The sequence below is a fragment of the Streptomyces sp. NBC_00647 genome, from assembly GCF_045207245.1.
Lineage (GTDB): Bacteria > Actinomycetota > Actinomycetes > Streptomycetales > Streptomycetaceae > Streptomyces.
In genome coordinates this window covers 4,507,926-4,529,568 of sequence record NZ_CP109040.1, presented here as the reverse complement: position 1 = coordinate 4,529,568, position 21,643 = coordinate 4,507,926, and the positions used below count along the sequence as shown (strand labels likewise).

The 21,643-nt window shown below is 71.7% G+C and carries 20 protein-coding genes; 13 read left to right on the top strand and 7 right to left on the bottom strand.

Going from position 1 to position 21,643, the window contains the following annotated elements; genetic code table 11:
• Window positions 1-156 precede the first annotated feature (156 nt).
• Together OG788_RS19720 and OG788_RS19715 are read right to left on the bottom strand one after the other, a co-directional pair.
• On the bottom strand, window positions 157-1,734 hold the full coding sequence (locus OG788_RS19720) for a ricin-type beta-trefoil lectin domain protein (protein ID WP_406372414.1): 1,578 nt from the start codon (window positions 1,732-1,734) through the stop codon (window positions 157-159).
• Between the two features lie 353 nt (window positions 1,735-2,087).
• Window positions 2,088-2,996 (bottom strand): RNA polymerase sigma factor SigF, encoded by a 909-nt coding sequence (locus tag OG788_RS19715; RefSeq protein WP_351555988.1) that lies wholly within the window; start codon window positions 2,994-2,996, stop codon window positions 2,088-2,090.
• Window positions 2,997-3,247: 251 nt separating this feature from the next.
• On the opposite strand from OG788_RS19715, the gene OG788_RS19710 reads away from it, so the two are divergent.
• The 6 genes from OG788_RS19710 (at window position 3,248) to OG788_RS19685 (ending at window position 8,851) form a co-directional block, all read left to right on the top strand.
• On the top strand, window positions 3,248-3,616 hold the full coding sequence (locus OG788_RS19710; protein WP_406372412.1) for an STAS domain-containing protein: 369 nt from the start codon (window positions 3,248-3,250) through the stop codon (window positions 3,614-3,616).
• A gap of 275 nt (window positions 3,617-3,891) precedes the next feature.
• Window positions 3,892-4,455, top strand: a complete 564-nt coding sequence (locus OG788_RS19705; protein ID WP_406372410.1) for an ATP-binding protein — start codon at window positions 3,892-3,894, stop codon at window positions 4,453-4,455.
• Window positions 4,456-4,626: 171 nt separating this feature from the next.
• On the top strand, window positions 4,627-5,364 hold the full coding sequence (locus tag OG788_RS19700; RefSeq protein ID WP_351556000.1) for an LPXTG cell wall anchor domain-containing protein: 738 nt from the start codon (window positions 4,627-4,629) through the stop codon (window positions 5,362-5,364).
• A 30-nt stretch (window positions 5,365-5,394) separates the two neighbouring features.
• On the top strand, window positions 5,395-6,375 hold the full coding sequence (locus tag OG788_RS19695) for a hypothetical protein (protein ID WP_406372408.1): 981 nt from the start codon (window positions 5,395-5,397) through the stop codon (window positions 6,373-6,375).
• Between the two features lie 23 nt (window positions 6,376-6,398).
• Window positions 6,399-7,490, top strand: a complete 1,092-nt coding sequence (locus tag OG788_RS19690; protein ID WP_406376790.1) for a neocarzinostatin apoprotein domain-containing protein — start codon at window positions 6,399-6,401, stop codon at window positions 7,488-7,490.
• 62 nt (window positions 7,491-7,552) lie between these two features.
• Window positions 7,553-8,851, top strand: a complete 1,299-nt coding sequence (locus OG788_RS19685; protein WP_406376789.1) for a hypothetical protein — start codon at window positions 7,553-7,555, stop codon at window positions 8,849-8,851.
• A gap of 139 nt (window positions 8,852-8,990) precedes the next feature.
• Here the strand turns inward: OG788_RS19685 and OG788_RS19680 are convergent, their stop codons facing one another.
• Window positions 8,991-10,487, bottom strand: a complete 1,497-nt coding sequence (locus tag OG788_RS19680) for an oligopeptide:H+ symporter (RefSeq protein WP_406372406.1) — start codon at window positions 10,485-10,487, stop codon at window positions 8,991-8,993.
• 523 nt (window positions 10,488-11,010) lie between these two features.
• On the opposite strand from OG788_RS19680, the gene OG788_RS19675 reads away from it, so the two are divergent.
• Window positions 11,011-11,688 (top strand): response regulator transcription factor, encoded by a 678-nt coding sequence (locus OG788_RS19675; protein WP_037628240.1) that lies wholly within the window; start codon window positions 11,011-11,013, stop codon window positions 11,686-11,688.
• A 346-nt stretch (window positions 11,689-12,034) separates the two neighbouring features.
• On the top strand, window positions 12,035-13,318 hold the full coding sequence (locus tag OG788_RS19670; RefSeq protein WP_351550598.1) for an ATP-binding protein: 1,284 nt from the start codon (window positions 12,035-12,037) through the stop codon (window positions 13,316-13,318).
• 81 nt (window positions 13,319-13,399) lie between these two features.
• On the opposite strand, the gene OG788_RS19665 is transcribed toward OG788_RS19670, so the two are convergent.
• On the bottom strand, window positions 13,400-13,939 hold the full coding sequence (locus tag OG788_RS19665; RefSeq protein ID WP_356752789.1) for a GtrA family protein: 540 nt from the start codon (window positions 13,937-13,939) through the stop codon (window positions 13,400-13,402).
• A 197-nt stretch (window positions 13,940-14,136) separates the two neighbouring features.
• Between OG788_RS19665 and OG788_RS19660 the strand changes: the two genes are divergently transcribed.
• The 4 genes from OG788_RS19660 to OG788_RS19645 all read left to right on the top strand — a co-directional run bounded on the left by OG788_RS19660 (window position 14,137) and on the right by OG788_RS19645 (window position 18,539).
• Entirely contained in the window at window positions 14,137-15,297 is a 1,161-nt protein-coding gene (locus tag OG788_RS19660) for a 5-(carboxyamino)imidazole ribonucleotide synthase (protein WP_406372403.1), read from the top strand.
• Window positions 15,294-15,818: a 5-(carboxyamino)imidazole ribonucleotide mutase gene (gene purE / locus OG788_RS19655; protein WP_266759502.1), complete on the top strand. Its 525-nt coding sequence runs from the start codon at window positions 15,294-15,296 to the stop codon at window positions 15,816-15,818. Before OG788_RS19660 ends, purE begins: the two co-directional genes overlap by 4 nt.
• Before the next feature lie 5 nt (window positions 15,819-15,823).
• Window positions 15,824-17,026: a dipeptidase gene (locus OG788_RS19650; RefSeq protein ID WP_406372401.1), complete on the top strand. Its 1,203-nt coding sequence runs from the start codon at window positions 15,824-15,826 to the stop codon at window positions 17,024-17,026.
• A gap of 340 nt (window positions 17,027-17,366) precedes the next feature.
• Window positions 17,367-18,539: a dipeptidase gene (locus tag OG788_RS19645; RefSeq protein WP_406372399.1), complete on the top strand. Its 1,173-nt coding sequence runs from the start codon at window positions 17,367-17,369 to the stop codon at window positions 18,537-18,539.
• A gap of 55 nt (window positions 18,540-18,594) precedes the next feature.
• On the opposite strand, the gene OG788_RS19640 is transcribed toward OG788_RS19645, so the two are convergent.
• Window positions 18,595-19,005, bottom strand: coding sequence for a VOC family protein (locus tag OG788_RS19640; RefSeq protein ID WP_406372397.1), 411 nt, complete (start codon window positions 19,003-19,005; stop codon window positions 18,595-18,597).
• A gap of 24 nt (window positions 19,006-19,029) precedes the next feature.
• Window positions 19,030-19,389 (bottom strand): VOC family protein, encoded by a 360-nt coding sequence (locus OG788_RS19635; protein WP_406372396.1) that lies wholly within the window; start codon window positions 19,387-19,389, stop codon window positions 19,030-19,032.
• Between the two features lie 103 nt (window positions 19,390-19,492).
• On the opposite strand from OG788_RS19635, the gene OG788_RS19630 reads away from it, so the two are divergent.
• Window positions 19,493-20,005: a CGNR zinc finger domain-containing protein gene (locus tag OG788_RS19630; protein WP_406372394.1), complete on the top strand. Its 513-nt coding sequence runs from the start codon at window positions 19,493-19,495 to the stop codon at window positions 20,003-20,005.
• 168 nt (window positions 20,006-20,173) lie between these two features.
• Here OG788_RS19630 and OG788_RS19625 read toward each other — a convergent pair whose 3' ends face one another.
• The gene (locus OG788_RS19625) at window positions 20,174-21,517 is read right to left on the bottom strand and encodes a UDP-glucose/GDP-mannose dehydrogenase family protein (protein ID WP_351550615.1); all 1,344 of its coding nucleotides are present in this window, start codon (window positions 21,515-21,517) and stop codon (window positions 20,174-20,176) included.
• Window positions 21,518-21,643: the final 126 nt, after the last annotated feature.

Sequence of the window (21,643 nt, the reverse complement as noted above, 5' to 3'; positions counted from 1 at the left end):
GACCGAGGGCCGAGAGGCCGGGGACCGGGCGCCCGGAGACCGGGCGCCCGGAGACCGGGGGCCCGGAGACCGGGCGCCGGAGGTCTGAGGGGTCTCGGTCCGAGGCGTCGTGGTCCGAGGCGTCGCGGTCCGGGGGTGGAGGGGCGAGGGGGCCCGTCAGGCGGCACCCGCGCGCCATCGCTGTCCGGTGCCGCCGTTCAGCGGCACCAGCGACAGCCCGCCGTCGCCGTCCGGCGTGACCGCTGTCTCGATGGCCACGGCCGGGCGGATGACGCCGTCGCCGTCGACGGTGAACCGCAGGTTGTCGCCGTGGTCGCCGTCGAGCGACGAGCACGCCCAGATGCCCACGCCCTTGTCGACGGAGCCGCGGCTGTCCAGGCAGAAGTCGTCGTCGGCGGCCGACCGGAGCGCACCGAGGTCGGCGTCGACGCGCCAGCGCTGGGTGGAGGAGGAGGTGCAGGGCGCCGTGACGACGTCCGTGCCCTTCTCGAGGTCACCGTCCCGGATGTCCAGGCACAGGCCCGAGGCGACGTTCACCACCTGGGCGTAGCCGCTGCCGGGAGGCCGGAACGTGACGGTCGGGGTCGGCTTCGGGCTCGACGGCTTCGGCGGCTTCGGCGACTTCGAACGGTGGGCCGGGGAGGGTGACGCGGAGGTCGCCGAGGGTGAGGGCGCGGCGGCCGACGGGGTGACCGGGACCGTCGCCGTCACCGTCACCGGGGGCCGGCCGGACGGTGTGGAGACGGAGCCCGCCGTGTCCGTGGAGGGCGTTCCGGTCGTGGAGAGCAGGAAGAACAGGACCGGCGCCAGGGCCACGCCGAGCGCCGCGGCCGAGGTCAGGACGAACCGGCGGGACGGCGGCCAGGGCAGCGCCGGCGCCCTGTGTCCGGTCGGGGGCGCGGAGGGGGCGGGCTGCGTCCCGGACACGTCGTCCGCGGCATACGCCGTACCGGCCCAGGGCAGCAGGCCCTCGGCCAGGGCGGAGCGGGGGTGGTCGCGCAGGGCGGTCAGTTCCCCGTACGCGGTCGAGCAGTGCCCGCAGTGCGCCATGTGGGCGTGCAGGTCCTTGCTGGAGCGGGGGTTGTCGGGCCGCACCGACTCCTCGATCAGCCGGCGGAAGTCTCCGCAGCGCGGATCGTCGGAGGCGGCCAGCCGGGACTTCAGACAGGCCTGGCCCAGCGACTGGAGCGCCTGGTCCGTGCCGTAGGTGATGTCGCCGGGGGCGAGGCCGAGCAGGACCGCCGTGCGTTCCGCGGGCTCACGCTCGACGATCGCGTACCAGATGAGGCCCTGGGCCCGGGACGGGAGGGACTGGAAGGCGGGGAGCAGGGAAGGGACGGGACCGTCGGGGCCCGCCGTGCTGAGGACGAGGAGGAGGCCGGGGTCCAGTCCCGCGGCCCGCTGGTCCCGGGCCCACGAGGCGGCCACCCGCCCGGCCAGCAGCAGGAGTTGGTGCCGCCAGGGGACGTTCGGGTCGATGCCGCGCGCCGTCTCGCGGGCCGCGAGGGTGAAGGTCTGCGCCGCGAGCTGTCCGGCTCCGGACTCACCGGTGGTGCACAGCCGCGCGTAGGCGAGGACCGAGGCGCGGTGGCGTCCGCGGAGCTCCTGGAGGGCGGCGTAAGCGGTCGAGGTGCCGCCGCGCAGCAGCTCGGTCAGCCGTGTGTCGGACGCGTCCGCGGGCAGTCCGTTGCCCTCGGCCGCGTCGTTTCTGTCGGCCGGGTCGCCCTGCGCCATGTTCGTCCGCCTCCTTGCACGTGGTGCTCCACTCGCCCCGTCCTGACGTACCAGCCAGTTTGGGGTGCCCATAGTGGCGGGGATGGCCCTCCGGGGAAAGAGTTGAAGAGTGGAATTTCGCGGACCGGCGCCGAACTGTTCTGTCCGGCGCCGACGTTCCCTGGGCGGCACCGAACCTTCCCGCGTGGTGCGGAAGCCGCCCGGCGGCGCGGAAGTCGCCTGTGCGGCGCGGAAGTTCTCCGGAGACGGGGCGGGCGGCCGGAAGGAGACCGGGGTGGCCGGAAGACGGAGCGGTCCGGCGCCGTCGGCGCCGGACCGCTCCGATGCGCGGCCTCACGGGCCGCGAAGCCCTGTCACTCCTCGACGGTCAGGCCTTTCCGGAGTCGCACGAGGGTGCGCGACAGCAGCCGGGAGACATGCATCTGGGAGATGCCGAGTTCGTCGCCGATCTCGGACTGGGTCATGTTCGCCACGAACCGCAGCGAGAGGATCTGCCGGTCGCGCTGCGGGAGTTCCGCGATCAGCGGCTTGAGGGACTCCACGAACTCGATGCCCTCGAGTCCGTTGTCCTCGTAGCCGATGCGGTCCGCGAGCGCGCCCTCGGAGTCGTCCTCCTCGGGCTGGGCGTCCAGCGAACTGGCCGTGTAGGCGTTCGACGCGGCCATGCCCTCGACGACCTCGTCGTTGCTGATGCCGAGGCGTTCCGCCAGCTCACCCACGGTGGGGGCGCGGTCCAGCTTCTGGGCGAGCTCGTCGCCTGCCTTGGCCAGGTCGAGCCGGAGCTCCTGAAGCCTGCGGGGTACCCGAACCGACCAGGAGGTGTCGCGGAAGAAGCGCTTGATCTCGCCGATGATCGTCGGCATCGCGAAGGTGGGGAACTCGACGCCGCGGCTCAGCTCGAACCGGTCGATCGCCTTGATCAGGCCGATCGTGCCGACCTGGATGATGTCCTCCATCGGCTCGCTGCGGGAGCGGAAGCGGGAGGCGGCGAACTTCACCAGCGCGAGGTTGAGTTCGACGAGCGTGTTGCGGACGTAGGAGTAGTCGTGCGTGCCCTCTTCGAGGGACTCGAGCCGCGCGAAGAGTGTCTTGGACAGGGCGCGTGCGTCCACCGGCCCCACCTCGTCGTACGGGGGGATCTCCGGCAGTCCGGCGAGTCCGTCGACTTCGTCGGTTCCGGCGTCGTCGACGTGCTCCGGGCGTTCCAGAGAAGGTGTCGACGTCGCCGTCTGGGTCTGCGATGCGTCGAGCCGGGGTGACATGGGTGTCCTCCATCGTTCTCGGCATATGGCCGCCGATGCCAATACGTGCACTGCGGTGTGCGGCGCCTCCAAAGCCGGCCGTGTCGGATAGGTGTCTCTACTAGCCCTACCCGCTTTCGTGAACTCGCCGCAAGTGCCTTCTGTGGCGAAATGTCCACTTCAGGGGGGTTGTTCGGGTGTCGGGTGACGTAGAGAAGGCGTAGTGTTCGAGTGCGTACATCGGTAGTAGCGACGCTCGGGAGAGAGACGGCATGGACCGCGGGACGGTCGGCAGCGCACAGTCTGGCCGGCTTCTTGTCGAGGTGCGGGAAGAGGGCACAAGTGCCGTCGTGACCCCCGCGGGTGAGTTGGATCACCACACGGCCGATTTGTTGCGTGAGCCACTCGAAGGGTGCCTCGAAAAGGGGTACGCGCGGCTCGTCGTCGACTGTTCGCGCCTGGAGTTCTGTGACTCCACCGGGCTCAATGTGCTGCTCGGCGCCCGGCTGAAGGCCGAGGCCGCGGGTGGCGGGGTCCATCTGGCCGCGATGCAGCCCGTGGTGGCCCGGGTCTTCGAGATCACCGGGGCGGAGGCCGTCTTCACTGTCCACGACACGCTTCAGGCGGCCCTGGCCGACTGATCCGGCGGGCCTTTGATCATGAAGCCGTTATGTCCCAGTTGCCCCTGCGTGATCGACGCGTTACTCGCGTCACAGGTTCCGTGCCGAAAAAGTGGGTGTTCGGACGGTTCCGTCGGGCAGGAGACATCCTGGACGGGTCGGCGGCGCACGTGTCGGCAGTCGGCGCGGCGCAAGTCGTTGATCCACAAGCGGCGAAAGCCGTTGATCCATCCGTACTGAGTACTGCGTACTGAGTCTTGAATCGTGAACCGGTGAATCGGTGAGGTGAAGCGCTGATGAGCACCACCCGGCCCTGCTCGCCGGGCGACCGCGGCCCGGAGTCGGGCGACGGCGGCGCTTCCGGGGTGTCCGCGGCAGGCGTGACACCCGTGGACGGCGGGGCGCCCGGCGACGCCGCCTCCCCGGACGGCGCGGCCCTCGCCCCCACCGGCCGCCAGGCCCGGAGACTGGACTTCGACGGTGAGAGCGGCGTCGTACCGCTCGCCCGCGACTTCGCCCGCCAGGCGCTGAACGCGTGGGGCTGGCTGCCCGCCGCGAGCGCCGACCGGCGGGCGGCGGCCGAGGACGTCCTGCTGGTCGTCTCCGAGCTGGTCACCAACGCCTGCCTGCACGCCGAGGGCCCGGACGAACTCCGGATCTCCTGCGACAACAAGGTGCTGCGCGTCGAGGTCTCCGACCGGGGTGCGGGCCAGCCCGCCCCGCGGACCCCGCACCGTGCCGGGCGCCCCGGCGGCCACGGCATGTTCATCGTGCAGCGGCTCTGCCTGGACTGGGGGGTCGTGCGGACCCCCGGTGTCGCGGGCAAGACCGTGTGGGCGGAGCTCGGCGCACCCGCCTAGGGGGCCCTCCTTCGGTTACCCGCGGTTCGAACCCTTCTTCGTACGTCACCCGGTGCGCGCCGGATCCCCACGGATCCGGCGCGCACTTTGTCTTCCCTCCACAAGTCCCCGGGCGTACCTTGACGGCCGATCTGATGTTCCGTCAGGAAATCGCCAAGGATGCCGTCAGGAATGAGGGGCAGGCCCGTGTCGTACCGGACGTACCAGAAACGAACCGCCGCGCTCGCGTTCGCCGCGGCCCTGGCCGGCTCGGCGGTGCTGATGGCCGCCCCCGTAGCCCAGGCCGACGTGGTGGACGTCAACTACCAGTGCAAGACGCCGATCGGGGACAAGAGCGCCGTCTCGCCCATCGACATCAAGGGCGTCAAGAGCGGCAGCGGCTACAAGCTCACCATGTCCTGGCAGAAGGGTGTCTCCTCCAGCCCGGTCGAGCTCGGCAAGGGCGCGATGACGCCGAGCGCCGTCATCAAGGTGGGCGGCGCGGACAGCGGGACGGTGGCGGTCAGCGGACCGGCCAACGCGGCCGCGATCCCCGCCAACACCCCTATCAAGATCAATGACTTGAGCGGCACGTACACGCCGAAGAAGTCCGGCAAGGTCACGTTCACCGCGGGCGTCCTCACCATCAAGGCCCTCGGCACCACGACGACGTGCACGCCCTCCAACAGCCCCAAGCCCTCGCTGACCCTCGACGTCACGGCCGCCGGCGGTTCGGGTTCGTCGAGTTCGGGTTCGTCCGGTTCGGGTTCCAGCGGGACCCAGAGCGGCGCCGACTCCGGCGGTCAGCTTCCGCAGACCGGCCCCGAGGACTCCGCGATCGCCCTCGGCACCCTCGGCGGCACGGTCCTGCTCGCGGGCGCGGCGGGCGTGCTGTGGCTGACGCGCAGGCATCAGGCGGTACGCCGCTGACCTTCCCGCACCACGACCTGGAGCCGCCGCATGCCGTACGCACTCCCCGCTGCCCGCGCGCTGGGCCTGACCCTGGTGCTGCTGGGCGCGGCACCGACGGCCCTGGCCGCCGAGGGCTGGTCCGTCGTGCCGGCCGCGGGCGGGGCGGCCGACGGGCGGCCCTCCGTCTACGCGGAGGGCGCGCCCGGCACGGTCCTCCAGGACTCCGTGTCCGTTCTCAACCCGGGCACGCGCCCCCTCACCGTCCGGCTGCGCGGCGCCGACGCGGACAACACCGCGGACGGGGCCTTCACCGTCCGCGAACGGCCGACGGACACGGGCGCGTGGATCGCCTTCGCCGGACGCGCGGACGGCCGCCGGACCGCGGTGCGGGACCTGTCCGTACGGGTACCGCCGCGCACCCGCGCCGATGTGCCGTTCACGGTCGCCGTCCCGGCCGGCGCGGCGCCCGGCGACCATCCCGGCGCGATCGTCGCGAGCGGCGGCGGCCGCACCACGGCGGTCCGGGTCCAACTGCGGGTGGCCGGACCGGCGTTGTCGGCACTGACCGTCGAACACGTCAGGGTGCGCGGCGGCCGGATCTCCTACGAACTGGTGAACCGCGGCACCACGGTCCTCGCTCCGCGGCTCGCCGTGCGCGCGGACGGTGTCTTCGGCACCCTGCTCGACCGTGCCCCGCGCGCCCTGCCCGTCGAGCTCCTGCCGGGCCGCCGCGTCACGCTCCACGAGCCGTGGACCGGCCCTCCGGCGCTCGACGCGGTCGACGTGCGGCTGACGGTGACGGCGGCGGGCGGCGTGCGCTCCACGGCGACCGCGTCGGTCCGGTTCGTGCCGTGGGGCGCGGTGGCCGGGGCCGGGGGCGCCCTGGCGGCGGTGGGCGCCTTCTTCGCCGTACGGCGTCGGAGGCGGACCGGGGCGTGGGGGCCGTGGCGTCGCGGGCGCCGGACGGGTGACGACGGGGCGAGGGAACAGCCCCGCACGGAAGTCGAGTTGACGGGAGCGGTGTCGTGAGCGTCCTGGGCGGCAAGGTGCGGATGGCGGTGCTGGGGGCGGTGCCGGCCCTCGTCCTGGTCCTGTTGGCGGGGACGGCCTCGGTGTTCCCGGCGTCCGCCGCCGCGGGACCTAGCGTGAAGCTGTCCAAGTCCGAGGCCGGGAGCGGTGGTTCGATCACCGTGACCGGCAGCGGCTGGCGGCCCGGGGCGCTGCTGATGATGCTGATCTGCGGGCAGTCCGTGCCCTCGCGCGGGGTGATCGGCGGCACCAACTCCTGCGCCAACGCCGACGGCCGGGCCGTCACCACCGACGCCAAGGGCGGCTTCAGCAAGAAGCTGCCGGTCGCCGAGCCGCCCAAGCCGTGCCCGTGTGTGGTGCATGTCGCCACCGTCACGGGCGAGAAGGCCGAGGCGGACGCCCTCTTCATGGTGGCCGGGCACTCGGTCGAGCCGCTTCCGAAGGAGGAGAGCGGCGGCCGGCTCTCGGTGCTGACCGACACCCGGCTCGACGGGTCGAGCGGTCTGCTGACCTGGTTCGGCTCACCTCCCGCGCGCACCCTCGTCCTCACCGTCGGCAACGTCGGTACCGCCCCCGTGAAGAACCCCGTCTTCCAGGTCGGCACCGCCCACGGGGTGTTCGCCCCGCAGTGGGAGGAGCAGGAGTGGCGGGGCTCCATCGCGCCCGGCCGCAAGGCGCGGATCGAGCTCCCGGTCGAGCTGGCGGCCGGGGCGCACGGCGACTACACGGTCTCGCTGAAGTACGGCGGGAAGGTGCTCGCCGAGCAGCCGTGGGGCGTGGGGCGCCCCTGGGGCGTCACCCTCTTCTGGATCCTGCTCTGCGTGGTCGTCCCGGCCGCGGTGTTCCGGGTCGGCATGGCCGTGGTGGACCGGGTGCGCCCGCACAGGTCGACCGGCCGGGCCGGCCGGCACCGGGGTCTCCGGCTGGCCGAGCTCACCCTGCGCCTGCCCAAGGCGGGCTCCACCCCGCAGACACCGGAGAGCGCCTCGGCCTCTCCGGTCCCGGCCCTGCCGTGGTTCACCCCGGACAACGATCCGGGGACCGCGACGAACGGTCAGCTCTCCGCACCGCAAGAGAACGGTCCGACGACGCAGACGAGAAAGGGACACACGTGAGCACGCAACGGAGAGTGGTACCGGCCGGCGGACGCAGAGCGAGCGCGGCCGGGGTCGCGCTGATGCTCGGCGGTGCGGGCATCCTGCTGGGCGTGGCCGCCGCCCCGGCCCAGGCCGCCGAGGTGTCGTACAAGACGGAGTGCGTTCCGCCCTCGATCTCCGGGCTGCCCCCGGTGCAGGGCACCACGAAGGTGGAGATCACCGCGCCCGCCGAGGCGAAGGTGGGCGACGAGGTCACCATCACCTGGAAGTTCACCCAGGCCGCCTCGAAGAACCCCGATGTCCTCGACCTCGACAAGGACACCGTCAAGCCCACCGGCACGCTCAAGGCGGGCGGCGCGCAGACGGCGGACATCGCGATGGAGGGGCCGCGCCAGAACCCCGCGATCCCCAAGAACAGCGACATGAAGCTGTCCGACATGACGGGCAAGCTGAAGCTGACGGCGGCGGGTGATGTCACGCTCACCCCGGACGCGTACAACATCAACGTCAGCAAGCCGATCTCCACCGACACCAAGTGCACGCCCAAGGAGACGGTGAAGTCCTCCGCGACCATCAAGGTGACGGGCGGCGGGACGGGCGGCACCCCGACCCCGACCCTCCCGACGGGCCTGCCGACCCTCCCGACGGGCCTGCCGACCCTGCCGACCGGTCTGCCGACCCTCCCGACCGGCTCGGCCACCCCGTCGCCGAGCGGCAGCGGGACCGACGGCGGCGGTGACAGCGGCGGCTCCGACGGGCAGACCGACTTCACGGGCAAGGAGGTCTCCGTCCCCTACGCGTGCAAGACGCCCATCGGAGACAAGAACGCCACCTCTCCCGTGCAGATCAACGCCAAGAAGAACGGCGGGAGTTACGACCTCACCGTGCAGTTCAAGAAGTCCGTGATGGACAGCCCGGCCGACATCCCCGCCGACTCGGTCAAGCCGTCGATGGAGGTGGCCCTCGGAGGCGCCGACAAGGGCACCGTGCATGTCGAGGGCCCGACCAACTCCGCGGCGATCAAGTCCGGCGACCCGATCGAGGTCCCGGACCTGACGGGCACCTACAAGCCGGGCGCGACCGGTGAGTCGACCCTCTCCCCGGGCGTGCTGACGGTGAAGGCCCTGGGCACGACGACGACCTGCACCCCGACCAAGTCCGAGGTCTCCCTGACCCTGGACACCTCGGAACAGGCGAGCGGCGCTTCGGGCGGCGGGTCCACCTCGTCCGGCTCCGGCTCCTCCGGTACCTCGGGCGGCCTCGCGGAGACGGGCTCCGGCAGCCACAGCGCGCTCAAGGCGCTCGGACTGGTGGCGGGCACGGTCATCCTGCTGGGCGGCGCGGTGTTCACGTTCATGCCGGGACGGCGGACGCGCTGACGGGTGAGAACCCGGCCCGGCACGTCCTTCGCGGGCGGGCGGGTCCCGCGGGCCCTCCCCGGCAGGCCGCCCGCCGAGACGGCGAAGGGCCGCCGCACCGGACGGTGCGGCGGCCCTTCGCCGTGGGTACGGCCCGACGTCAGTGGACGTCGCCCATGAGCTGCTTGACCTTCTTGCGGTACATCCACACCGCGACACCGGCGATCACGGCGAGCGTGGCCTCCAGAGCGACGATGCCCGTCTTGTTGAGGTCGACCTCGGCGATGGAGAGCAGACCGGTCGTGGCGTCACCGGCGGTGACGGCCAGGAACCAGACACCCATCATCTGGGAGGCGTACTTCGCCGGAGCCATCTTCGTGGTGACGGAGAGGCCGACCGGGGAGAGCATCAGTTCACCGACGGTCTGCACGAAGTAGATCGCCACCAGCCACATCGCGGCCGCCTTGTGACCGCCCTCGGCGATCGTCAGCGGGGCCAGGAAGAGGAAGAACGACGCACCGACCAGGATCAGACCCGAGGCGAACTTCGTGGCCGTGCTCGGCTCCTTGCCACGCTTGTTCAGCCACAGCCACGCCCAGGCGAAGACCGGGGCGAGCGCCATGATCATGACCGGGTTGACGGACTGGTACCAGGAGACCGGGAACTCCCAGCCGAAGATGGTGTTCTCGGCGGAGGAGTCGGCGAAGATCGACATCGTCGAGCCGCCCTGGTCGTAGATCATCCAGAACACGGCCGCGGCGACGAAGAACCAGACGTACGCGGACATCCGCGACTGGTCGGCACGGTTCAGGGACTTGTCGCGCTTGATGCGCCCGATGACCATGACCGGGATGATCAGACCGGCGAGCGTGATCGGGACCAGCAGCCAGTTCAGCGTGTAGTGGCCCGAGAAGCCGACGATCGCGTAGAAGACGACGGCGACGGCGGCCCACAGCGCGGACTTGCGCAGCGTCGTGGCCTTCTCCTCGGCCGACAGAGGCGTGGGGACCTCGTGCGAGCGGGCGCTGAGGTGACGGCCGCCGAGCAGGTACTGGGCGAGACCGAGCGCCATGCCGAGCGCGGCGAGGGCGAAGCCCAGGTGCCAGTTCACGTTCTCACCGACGGTGCCGATGATCAGCGGAGCGGCGAAGGCACCGAGGTTGATGCCGATGTAGAAGAGGGTGAAGCCACCGTCGCGGCGCGGGTCGTCCGGGCCGTCGTAGAGGTGGCCGACCATCGTGGAGATGTTGGCCTTCAGCAGACCCGAACCTATGGCGACGAGACCGAGGCCGCCGTAGAACGTGCCGGAGGAGGGCAGAGCCAGCGTGAGGTGGCCCAGCATGATGATCAGACCTGCGACGGCGACCGTCTTGCGGGGGCCGAGGACGCGGTCGGCGAACCAGCCGCCCGGCAGGGCGAGCAGGTACACCAGGGACAGGTACACCGAGTAGATCGCGGTCGCGCTGGCCGCGCTGAGGTGCAGACCGCCAGGTGCCACCAGGTACAGCGGGAGCAGTGCCTTCATGCCGTAGTAGGAGAAACGCTCCCACATCTCGGTCATGAAGAGAGTGGCCAGTCCGCGGGGGTGGCCGAAGAAGGTCTTCTCGGAACCGGGGGTGCCCGGAGTCACCGAGTCCTTCGTCAGGCTGGACGCCATGGTCGTTCCTTGCTGGTCGGGACGCGCTGTGGGGGTCCTCCCGCTCGACCGGAGTCGAGAGCCTGGAGGAGTCGCGCGCCCATGGGGGGCGGCCGGCACCGGCGGGGTTCGGCGTCCGTCCCCACGCCCACGGGGAGTCCGCTCCGGATTACGAAGCGGTGGACGGCGACCACCGGGATCCACGCCCGTCACGCGTCAGTGCGCTCGGGCCCGGCCACAGGTCATTCCTTTCAAGGCTGGCGAATACCAGCCCGCACACAAAAGAGACCTTCAGCATCAAGCCAGCGCCAAAGGTCCTCATGTGGTGCTACAGGCGTTCGGTCACCATACGACATGGCAATGCGGCATATGGAAGGACTTGAGAGATGGATCACAGGCGATCATGGAACCGCAGGCGATCATTCGAAGGTCCTCGGCATGATTGCATCCCACACCCACAGGTAAGAAACACTCGGATGGCGGGTGTGAATCACGGAGGCCGATCACTGCCCGGGCGCCGCGCGCGGCGGACTACCATCACCCCATGACCCGTGTACTGCTCGCCGAGGACGACGCGTCCATCTCGGAGCCGCTGGCCCGTGCCCTGCGCCGGGAGGGTTACGAGGTCGAAGTGCGCGAGGACGGACCCACCGCGCTCGACGCCGGGATGCAGGGCGGTGTCGACCTGGTCGTCCTGGACCTCGGGCTGCCCGGCATGGACGGCCTGGAGGTCGCCCGCCGACTCCGCGCCGAGGGGCACACCGTGCCCATCCTCATCCTGACCGCGCGCGCCGACGAGGTGGACACCGTCGTCGGTCTAGACGCGGGCGCCGACGACTACGTGACCAAGCCGTTCCGGCTCGCCGAACTCCTCGCCCGGGTACGGGCCCTGCTCCGGCGCGGCTCGGCCGAGCCCCAGCAGCCGCCCGCCACCCACGGCGTGCGCATCGACGTCGAGTCGCACCGCGCCTGGATGGGAGACGAGGAACTCCAGCTCACGGCCAAGGAGTTCGACCTCCTGCGGGTGCTGGTGCGTGACGCCGGCCGCGTGGTCACCCGCGACCAGCTCATGCGCGAGGTCTGGGACACCACCTGGTGGTCGTCCACCAAGACCCTCGACATGCACATCTCCTGGCTGCGCAAGAAGCTCGGCGACGACGCGGCGAACCCCCGCTACATCGCGACGGTACGAGGAGTCGGCTTCCGCTTCGAGAAGAGCTGAGGCCCCACCGGACCGGGCACCGGCCGGAAGCGCCGGCTCCCGGCGCTCGAGGCCGGCCGTGACTCCGGTCCCGCATCCCCCGCGAGGACGCGGCCCCGCGTCGTCGGCGGGCCGGGTCCGGAACCCCGCGCAGGGGGACCTGGCGGGGCGGTGAGGCCTCCTCCCGGTCCGGACCCCGTGTCGCGCGTACGGGGGCACGCCGCCCGAGCCCGGCTCCTCTCCGGCACCCGTGCACAGGACGGGGCGGGGCGGCGGCGGAAAACCGCGCCCCGGCCCGGCGCCCCGCCGGGGCGACCCGGCGAACGTGCACACTGGTCCCCGTACAGCCACCTGCCCGGAGGGCCCCGTGCGTCGCCGTCTGATCCAGTCCACCCTCGCCGTCGTGCTCGTCGTGATCGCAGTCTTCGGCGTCTCCCTCGTCCTCGTCGAGACCCGCACGATCAGCAACAGCGCCCAGGAGCGCGTGGACTCCGAGGCGCTGCGCCTGGCCAGCATCGTGGACAGCCGCATCCTCGGCGACGAGAACATCTCCAGCGCCACGTTCAAGAACCAGGTCACCGACCAGCGCTACGCCGTCATCAGGATTCCGGGCCGCGATCCCATCGAGATCGGCAAGGAGCCCACCGGCGACGTCATCCACTACACCGCCAAGGGCGAGGAGGGCGAGACGGTCACCGTCCAGGAGCCCCGCTCCTCGGTGACCAAGGAAGTCGGCCGCACGCTCCTGATCATCGGCGCGGTCGCCCTGCTCGCGATCATCGCCGCCGTCCTCCTGGCCGTACGCCAGGCCAACCGGCTCGCCTCCCCGCTCACCGACCTCGCCGAGACGGCCGAACGGCTGGGCTCGGGCGACCCCCGCCCGCGCCACAAGCGGTACGGCGTCCCCGAGCTGGACCGGGTCGCCGACGTCCTGGACGGCAGCGCCGAACGCATCGCGCGGATGCTCACCGCCGAGCGCCGGCTCGCCGCCGACGCCTCCCACCAGCTGCGGACGCCCCTCACGGCGCTCTCCATGCGTCTGGAGGAGATCACCCTCACCGACGACCCCGACACGGTGAAGGAGGAGGCGACGATCGCGCTGACGCAGGTGGAGCGCCTCACCGACGTGGTCGAGCGCCTGCTCACCAACGCCCGCGACCCGCGCACCGGCTCCGCCGTCTCCTTCGACCTCGACGAGGTCATCAAGCAGCAGCTGGAGGAATGGCGCCCGGCCTACCGCAGCGTGGGCCGCGCGATCGTCAGCTCCGGCAAGCGCCATCTGCAGGCGGTGGGCACCCCGGGCGCGGTCGCCCAGGTCCTCGCGGCACTGATCGAGAACTCCCTCATGCACGGCGGCGGCACGGTCGCCCTGCGTACCCGCGTCACCGGCAACCAGGCCGTCGTCGAGGTCACCGACGAGGGACCCGGCGTCCCCACCGACCTCGGCGCCCGCATCTTCGAGCGCACCATCAGCGGCCGCAACTCCACCGGCATCGGTCTCGCCGTCGCCCGCGACCTCGCGGAGGCCGACGGCGGCCGCCTGGAGATGCTCCAGGCCCAGCCCCCGGTCTTCGGCCTGTTCCTGTCCCGCACCCCGCTGAAGCGGCCGGCGCGGATCCCGGAGGACGGCGAGGAACGGACGGTCAGGTAGGAGTGGGCTGTCAGGCAGGAGCGGGCGGACAACCGCCCTCACCGGGCCCGGCCGGTCCCCCTGTCCCGGTGTCCGCCGGGGTCAGTTCACCCGTGCCCCGGCCCGCCGCGGCTCGGGCTCCTCGTCCAGGAACGATTCCGCACTGGCCACCGCTTCCCGGGCCGGAAGCGTCCGGAACACCCAGGTGCGGTAGGACCAGAAGCGGAACAGGGTCGCGACGCCGATGCCGAGGAACTTGAACATGTTGCTCTGCAGCGGGCTGTCCCAGCCGAAGCCGTACGTCGCCGCGTAGAGCACGCCGTTCTCGATGACCAGTCCCACCGCGCTGAACAGCAGGAAGAGCGTCAGCTCCTTGGTGCGGCCACCCTTGTCGCGGTCCCGGTAGGTGAAATAGCGGAACCCGATGTAATTGAAGACGATGGCGACGACGGTGGCGATGACACTGGCCCGCACGACCTGCAGGCCCGTGACATGGCGTACGAGGTTGAACACGAGCAGGTTGACCAGCAGGCCCGCGCCACCCACCGCACCGAACTTGGCGACCTCACGAAAGAGCAGGTCGAAGCGGCGGCGAAACGCGCTGCGAGGCCCCGCTTGAGGCCCCGAGGTAGCACTGCCCATGGTGTCGCCAGCCCCCGTCGGTGGGTCATGTCGTCAACTGAGTGGATGAATACGTCAACCAGGCCATGCTAACCAGCGCCCCTGCGCGGCGCCTGTGCATGGGCTCACAGGTAAGAAAAGACAAGGTCACCGGTACGGAAAATCGGGCGTATCGGTGCGGAAACCAGCCACCGCGGCGTGGCCGATACTCTTGGAGCGTGACGTTCCCGGTAGTCGGCATGGTCGGCGGTGGCCAGCTCGCTCGTATGACACACGAGGCGGGCATCCCGCTCGGCATCAAGTTCAAGCTCCTCAGTGACACTCCCCAGGATTCCGCGGCGCAGGTCGTCGGTGATGTCGTCGTCGGCGACTATCGCGACCTCGACACGCTGCGTGACTTCGCGCGGGGCTGTGACGTGATCACCTTCGATCACGAGCACGTCCCGACCGAGCACCTGCGGGCCCTGGAGGCGGACGGCATCCCCGTCCGCCCCGGCCCCGACGCGCTCGTGCACGCCCAGGACAAGGGCGTCATGCGCGCGAAGCTCGACGCGATCGGCGTGCCCTGCCCGCGGCACCGCATCGTGACCGACGTCGAGGACGTCGCCGCGTTCGCGGCGGAGGGCCTCGCCGAAGGGGCCGAGGGTGACGGCTTCCCGGTCATCCTGAAGACCGTCCGCGGCGGCTACGACGGCAAGGGAGTCTGGTTCGTCCGCTCCCTGGAGGAGGCCGCCGACCCGTTCCGCGCGGGCGTGCCCGTCCTCGCCGAGGAGAAGGTCGACTTCGTACGGGAGCTCGCGGCGAACGTCGTCCGCTCCCCGCACGGCCAGGCGGTCGCGTACCCCGTCGTCGAGTCCCAGCAGGTCGACGGCGTCTGCGACACGGTGATCGCCCCGGCGCCCGGCATCGACGAGGAGCTGGCCCTCCAGGCGGAGGAGCTGGCCCTGCGCATCGCCAAGGAGCTCGGCGTCGTCGGACACCTGGCCGTCGAGCTCTTCGAGACCCACGACGGACGCATCCTCGTCAACGAACTGGCCATGCGCCCGCACAACTCGGGCCACTGGACCCAGGACGGCGCGATCACCTCGCAGTTCGCCAACCACGTCCGCGCGGTTCTCGACCTCCCGCTCGGCGACCCGCGCCCGCGGGCCCGGTGGACGGTCATGGCGAACGTCCTCGGCGGCGACTACCCCGACATGTACTCCGCGTACCTGCACTGCATGGCCCGCGACCCGCAGCTCAAGATCCACATGTACGGCAAGGACGTGAAGCCCGGCCGTAAGGTCGGCCACGTCAACACCTACGGCGACGACCTGGACGACGTGCTGGAGCGCGCCCGTCACGCTGCCGGCTACCTGAGAGGGACCATCACCGAATGAGCCCGGTTGTAGGCATCGTCATGGGTTCGGACTCCGACTGGCCGGTCATGGAGGCCGCCGCGCAGGCACTCGACGAGTTCGAGATCCCCTACGAGGTGGATGTCGTCTCCGCGCACCGCATGCCGCACGAGATGATCGCGTACGGCGAGCAGGCCGCGGAGCGCGGGCTCAAGGCGATCATCGCGGGCGCCGGCGGCGCGGCCCATCTGCCGGGGATGCTGGCGTCCGTCACCCCGCTGCCCGTCATCGGCGTGCCCGTCCCGCTCAAGTACCTCGACGGCATGGACTCGCTGCTCTCCATCGTGCAGATGCCCGCCGGTGTGCCCGTCGCGACCGTCTCCGTCGGCGGCGCCCGCAACGCCGGTCTGCTGGCTGCCCGGATGCTCGCCGCCCACGACGAGGAACTCCTCGGCCGGATGCGGGAGTTCCAGCAGGAGCTGAACGACCAGGCCACCGAGAAGGGCAAGCGGCTGCGCGCCAAGGTCGAGGGCGCCGGCGGCGGTTTCGGCTTCGGGAAGTGACGCGTATGTCCTCGTCCTCCTCGTCCTCCCTGTCCTCGGTCGACCTGGCCCGTGCCCTGCTCGACGAGTTCCCTGTCGTCGACGGGCACAACGACCTGCCCTGGGCGCTGCGCGAGCAGGTCCGCTACGACCTCGACGCCCGGGACATCTCCGTCGACCAGAGCGCCCACCTGCACACGGACCTGGCCCGGCTGCGCTCCGGCGGCGTCGGCGCCCAGTACTGGTCGGTGTACGTCCGCTCGGACCTGCCCGGCGCGGTCACCGCGACGCTCGAACAGATCGACTGCGTACGGCAGCTGATCGACCGTCACCCGGCGGACCTGCGGGCCGCGTTGACCGCCGCCGACATGGAGGCGGCGCGTGGCGAGGGCCGTATCGCCTCCCTCATGGGCGCGGAGGGCGGTCACTCGATCGACAACTCCCTCGCCGCCCTGCGCGGGCTGTACGCGCTCGGCGTCCGCTACATGACCCTCACCCACAACGACAACATCGCCTGGGCGGACTCGGCGACGGACGTTCCCGTGGTGGGCGGCCTGTCGGCCTTCGGCCGTGAGGTCGTACGGGAGATGAACCGCGAGGGCATGCTCGTGGACCTCTCGCACGTGGCCGCGACGACCATGCGCGACGCGCTCGACACCTCCGTCGCGCCGGTGATCTTCTCCCACTCCTCGGCGCGCGCGGTGTGCGACCACCCGCGCAACATCCCGGACGACGTGCTGGAGCGGCTGCCCGCCAACGGCGGAGTGGCGATGGTGACGTTCGTGCCGAAGTTCGTTCTTCAGGCGGCGGTCGACTGGACGGCCGCGGCGGACGAGAACATGCGCGCGAACGGCTTCCACCATCTCGACACCACCGCCGAGGGCATGAAGGTCCACCGCGTCTTCGAGGAGGACAACCCGCGCCCCATCGCCACGGTGTCGACGGTCGCCGACCACCTCGACCACATGCGGGAGGTCGCCGGAATCGACCACCTCGGCATCGGCGGCGACTACGACGGCACGGCGTTCACCCCGGACGGCCTGGACGACGTCTCCGGCTACCCGAACCTGATCGCCGAGCTCCTCGACCGCGGCTGGTCGCGCACGGACGTGGCCAAGCTGACCTGGCAGAACGCCGTGCGCGTGCTGGGAGCGGCGGAGGACGTGGCCCGCGACCTGCAGTCCAGGCGGGGCCCGTCGAACGCGACGCTGGAACAGTTGGACGGCTGACGGCTGACGGCTGACGGCTGACGGCTGACGGCTGACGGCTGACGGGGCTCAGGGCTCCAAGGCTCCCGAAGGCGCCCGGGCTGCATGCCCGGGCGCCTTCGGCATGCGCGCGAGGCCAGTGCCGGGTAGCTTCCCCTGCCGCATCCGTCGATCACGGACCGCCGCCCGTCCAGGGCCGGCGCCCGCTCCGGCGCGGGGGCACCGGGTCCGCGCCCGCGCGTGACGCGTCGGGCGCGCCCAGGGACGTACCCCCGAACGCGCCGTCCACCAGGAAGCCCCCCGGGCCCCGTGTCACGGTGGCGGTACCGCGATCACCGCCGTCCACCTCACGGAGCCTGTCATGGCAGACCTGCAGGACGAACTGCACACCGCCGTCGAGGTGGGAGAGCTCGACCCGCCCGCTGCCTGGCCCGAGTCCGAGCCGCTGCCCTCCGACGCCCGCCTCGACGGCGGCACCCCTCTCCTCACCGCTGTCGGCCCCGGTGTCCCGGACCGCGGCCCGGGAGCCGACCCGTTGGCGCGGGCCCGCATGTTCCTGGCGGACAACCCCGTCGCCGACGGCTACAGCGGGCTGGCGTGGGCGCTGCGCCACCTGCCCTGGTTCGATCTCGAGCTGGGCGAGAGCGCCGTGGACACCGACGTACCGCGCCTGCGCGAAGGGCACGTGGGCGCCCTGTTCTGGTCGCTGCACCTGCCGGAGGGCCTCGCCGGGGACCGGGCCGTCGGCGCCACCCTGGAGCAGCTGGACCTGGTGCAGACGGTGGTCCACGCCCACCCCGAGGGCCTGCGCATGACCCGCGGCGCCGCCGAGATCGCCGACGCCCGCAACTGCGGCCGCGTCGCGGTCGTCCTCGGCCCCGCCGGAGCGGCCGCGCTCGGCGACTCGCTCGGCATCCTGCGTGCCCTGCACGCGCTCGGCCTGCGCGTCCTCACGCTCGCCGGCGCCTCCTGGGCGAGCGAGGCGGGCCTGACCCGGTTCGGCGAGGAAGTGCTCCGCGAGATGAACCGGCTCGGTGTGCTCGCCGACCTCTCGGGCACCTCTGACGCCACCATCGGCCGTGCCCTCGCCGCCTCCAAGGCCCCGGTCCTGTTCACCCGCTCGGCCGCCCGCGCGCTGCGCCCCCACCCGTCGAACCTCCCCGACGAGGTCCTGGCCGAACTGGGCGTCGCCAAGGGCTTGTGTCTGGTCCCGCTCACGGCCGAGCAGACCGGCCCGTCCGTCCGGGACGTCGCCGACCACCTCGACCATGTCCGCAGGCTCGCGGGAGCGGAGTGCGTCGGGCTCTCGGGCACGTACGACTCGGGGGCCGCGCACCCGCAGGACCTCGCCGACGCGTCCTGCTATCCGCATCTGATCGCGGAGCTCATCACCCGCGGCTGGTCCGCGTCCGACCTCGCCCTGCTCACCTGGGGCAATGTCCAACGCGTCCTGCGCGGCGCGGACTTCACGGCCCGCGCCGCCCAGCAGCGCCGCGAGCCGTCCTCCGCGAAGATCGCCGACCTGGACGGCTGACCGCCGCCGGCCCGCCGGGCTCACCCCGGGGGAGCGGGGTGAGCCGGGCGGGAGGCTAGAAGGTGTCCTGGGCCGGGTCGATCAGGCAGAGGCAGAACGGGTGCCCCGCCGGATCGGCGTACACCCGGAAGTCCTTCCTGCCGTCCTCGTCGTCCAGATCCAGCGGGCGGGCGCCCAGCGCGAGCACCCGCTCCTGCGCGGCGTCGACGGCCTCCCAGGTGGACCCGGCGTCGAAGTCGAGATGGAACTGCTGCGAGTCCCGGTCGGCACTCGGCCACTTCGGCGGAACGTGTCCGGGCGCCCGCTGGAAAGCCAGCCGCGGCCCGTCCGGGATCCGCAGGACGACCCAGTCGCCGTCCTCCGCCTGTGGCTCGCCGCCCGCGACGCGCGCGTAGAACGCGGCGAGTGCCCGGGGATCGGGGCAGTCGAGGACGACGGAACGCAGACGTGCGACGGGCTGATCCATGACGTGCTCCTCGCTCGGGTGCGCTCAGCAGGCGCAGAGGCAGAACGGGTGCCCCGCCGGGTCGGCGTACACACGGAACGAACGCGACCTGTCCTCGGTGTCCAGCGGCCTGGCGCCGAGCGCCAGCACCCCCTTCTCCGCCAGGTCCAGGTCCTCGACGGTCAGGTCCAGATGGAACTGCTGCGAGGCGTCGGGCGCGGGCCACCTCGGCGGCACGTGTCCGGGGGCGGCCTGGAACGCCAGCGTCCGGCCGCCGGGCAGCTCCAGGTCGGTCCAGTCGTCGTCGCCCGTGACCGAGCCGCCGAGCACCTCGGCGTAGAACGCGGCCAGTGCGCGCGGGTCGGGACAGTCCAGGACGACGGCACCCAGCTTGGCGAGAGCCATGACTTCCTCCGTGGGATTCCAGCAACACCGATGAGTTACCCGTAACCCGCTTCAAGAGGTAACGGTTACTGCATGCTCCCGCATAAGAGGTAACGTCGCAAGCATGAATGACCGAGCGCCCGCACCCGGCGGCCTGGCCCTGGTCCAGGCCCTGGTGAACACCCTGGACCTCGAGTCGGGCGCCGACTCCCTGGACACGGCCGAAGGACTGGCGCGCTTCGGCCTGGCGGCGGGCGAGGCGGAAGGGGCGCGCGAGCTGCGCGAGTCGCTGCGGGCGGTGTGCCTGGCGCACGCGGGTCATCCGGCGCACCGCGACGTGACCCCGCTCGGGGAACTCCTGGCCCGTGCACCCCTGTGTGTGACGGTCGACGAGGAGGGCGGCGGCGCGCGTCTGGTCCCCGCCACCGCGGGGACCTCCCCGGCCCCTCTGGCCTCCCGGATCGCCGCCGCCATCGCCGAATCGCTGGTCGAGGGCGGCTGGCCGCGCCTGAAGGCCTGCGAGGCCCCGACCTGCCACTGGGCGTACTACGACCGCTCGCCCGCGGGGCGCGGCCGCTGGTGCTCGATGTCGGTGTGCGGGGCGCGCGCCAAGATGCGCCGCTACCGCGCCAAGTAGCACCCGGTCGGCCCTCGGTTCACGGGAAGCCGGACCGGGGCCGGCGCGGGGCGCCGGACGGAGTCCGTAGGTCACCGGTCACCGCACAGCGAAGTGGTGCAGAATGCAACCGACGCCGGTCCGGCCGACTGAGCCTCGGCCGGACCGGCGTCGCCCGCGACAGCCTGCTCAGGCGGTGGGCCGGCCCATCGCCCGGTACGTCCAGCCCGCCCGGCGCCACACCTCCGGGTCCAGCGCGTTCCGCCCGTCCAGCAGCACCCGGGACGTGACCGCCTCGCCCAGCACCGCCGGGTCGAGCTCGCGGAACTCGCGCCACTCCGTCAGATGCAGGACGACATCCGCGCTCCGTACGGCCTCCACCGCGGAATCGGCGTACCCGAGCGTCGGGAAGAGCCGCTTGGCGTTCGCCATGCCCTTCGGGTCGTAGACGGTGACCTGGCCGCCCTGGAGGTGGATCTGCCCGGCGACGTTCAGGGCCGGGGAGTCGCGCACATCGTCCGAGTCGGGCTTGAAGGTCGCGCCGAGCACGGCGACGCGCTTGCCGAGGAACGAGCCGCCGCCGAGCGCCTCGCGGGCCATCTCCACCATCTGGCCGCGGCGCCGCATGTTGATGGTGTCGACCTCGCGCAGGAAGGTCAGCGCCTGGTCGGCGCCCAGCTCACCGGCGCGCGCCATGAAGGCGCGGATGTCCTTGGGCAGACAGCCGCCGCCGAAGCCGATCCCGGCCCGCAGGAACTTCTTCCCGATCCGCTCGTCGTGCCCTATGGCCTCGGCCAGCTTGGCCACGTCGCCGTCGGCGGCCTCGCAGACCTCGGCCATCGCGTTGATGAAGGAGATCTTCGTGGCGAGGAAGGAGTTCGCGGACGTCTTCACCAGCTCGGCGGTCGGGAAGTCGGTCACGACGAAGGGCGAGCCGTCGGCGACCGGCGTCACGTAGACCTCGCGCAGCAGCTTCTCGGCGCGCTCGCTGCGCACGCCCACCACGATCCGGTCGGGGTGCAGCGTGTCGTTCACGGCGAAGCCCTCGCGCAGGAACTCGGGGTTCCAGGCCAGCTCCGCGTCCTCGCCGGCGGGCGCGAGCTCGACGAGCCGGGCCGCAAGCCGGGCCGCCGAACCGACGGGCACGGTGGACTTGCCGACGACGAGGGCGGGGCCGTGCAGATGCGGCGCCAGCGACTCGAAGGCCGCGTCGACGTACGACATGTCACAGGCGTACTCGCCGTGCTTCTGAGGCGTGTTCACACAGACGAAGTGGACGTCTCCGAAAGCCCCGACCTCGGCCCAGTCCATGGTGAAGCGGAGCCGGCCCGTGGAGCCCTCGATCCCGGCCACGTGCTTGCGCAGCAGGTCCTCGAGACCGGGCTCGAACATCGGGACCTCGCCCCGCTGGAGCATCTCGATCTTCTCCGGCACCACATCGAGCCCGAGCACCTCGAAGCCGAGCTCGGCCATGGCGGCGGCGTGGGTGGCGCCGAGGTAGCCGGTGCCGATCACGGTGATCTTGAGGGCCATGGATGCTCCTGAGGTGTGCGGCGTAGGTGCGCGCCCGAGCATAGTCGGGGCGTGGGGGAGCGCTTTCACGGGCACTTTTCCCCCTGTCGCCAAGCTCACGTATCCCTCCCGCGGGCGGGCCCTTAA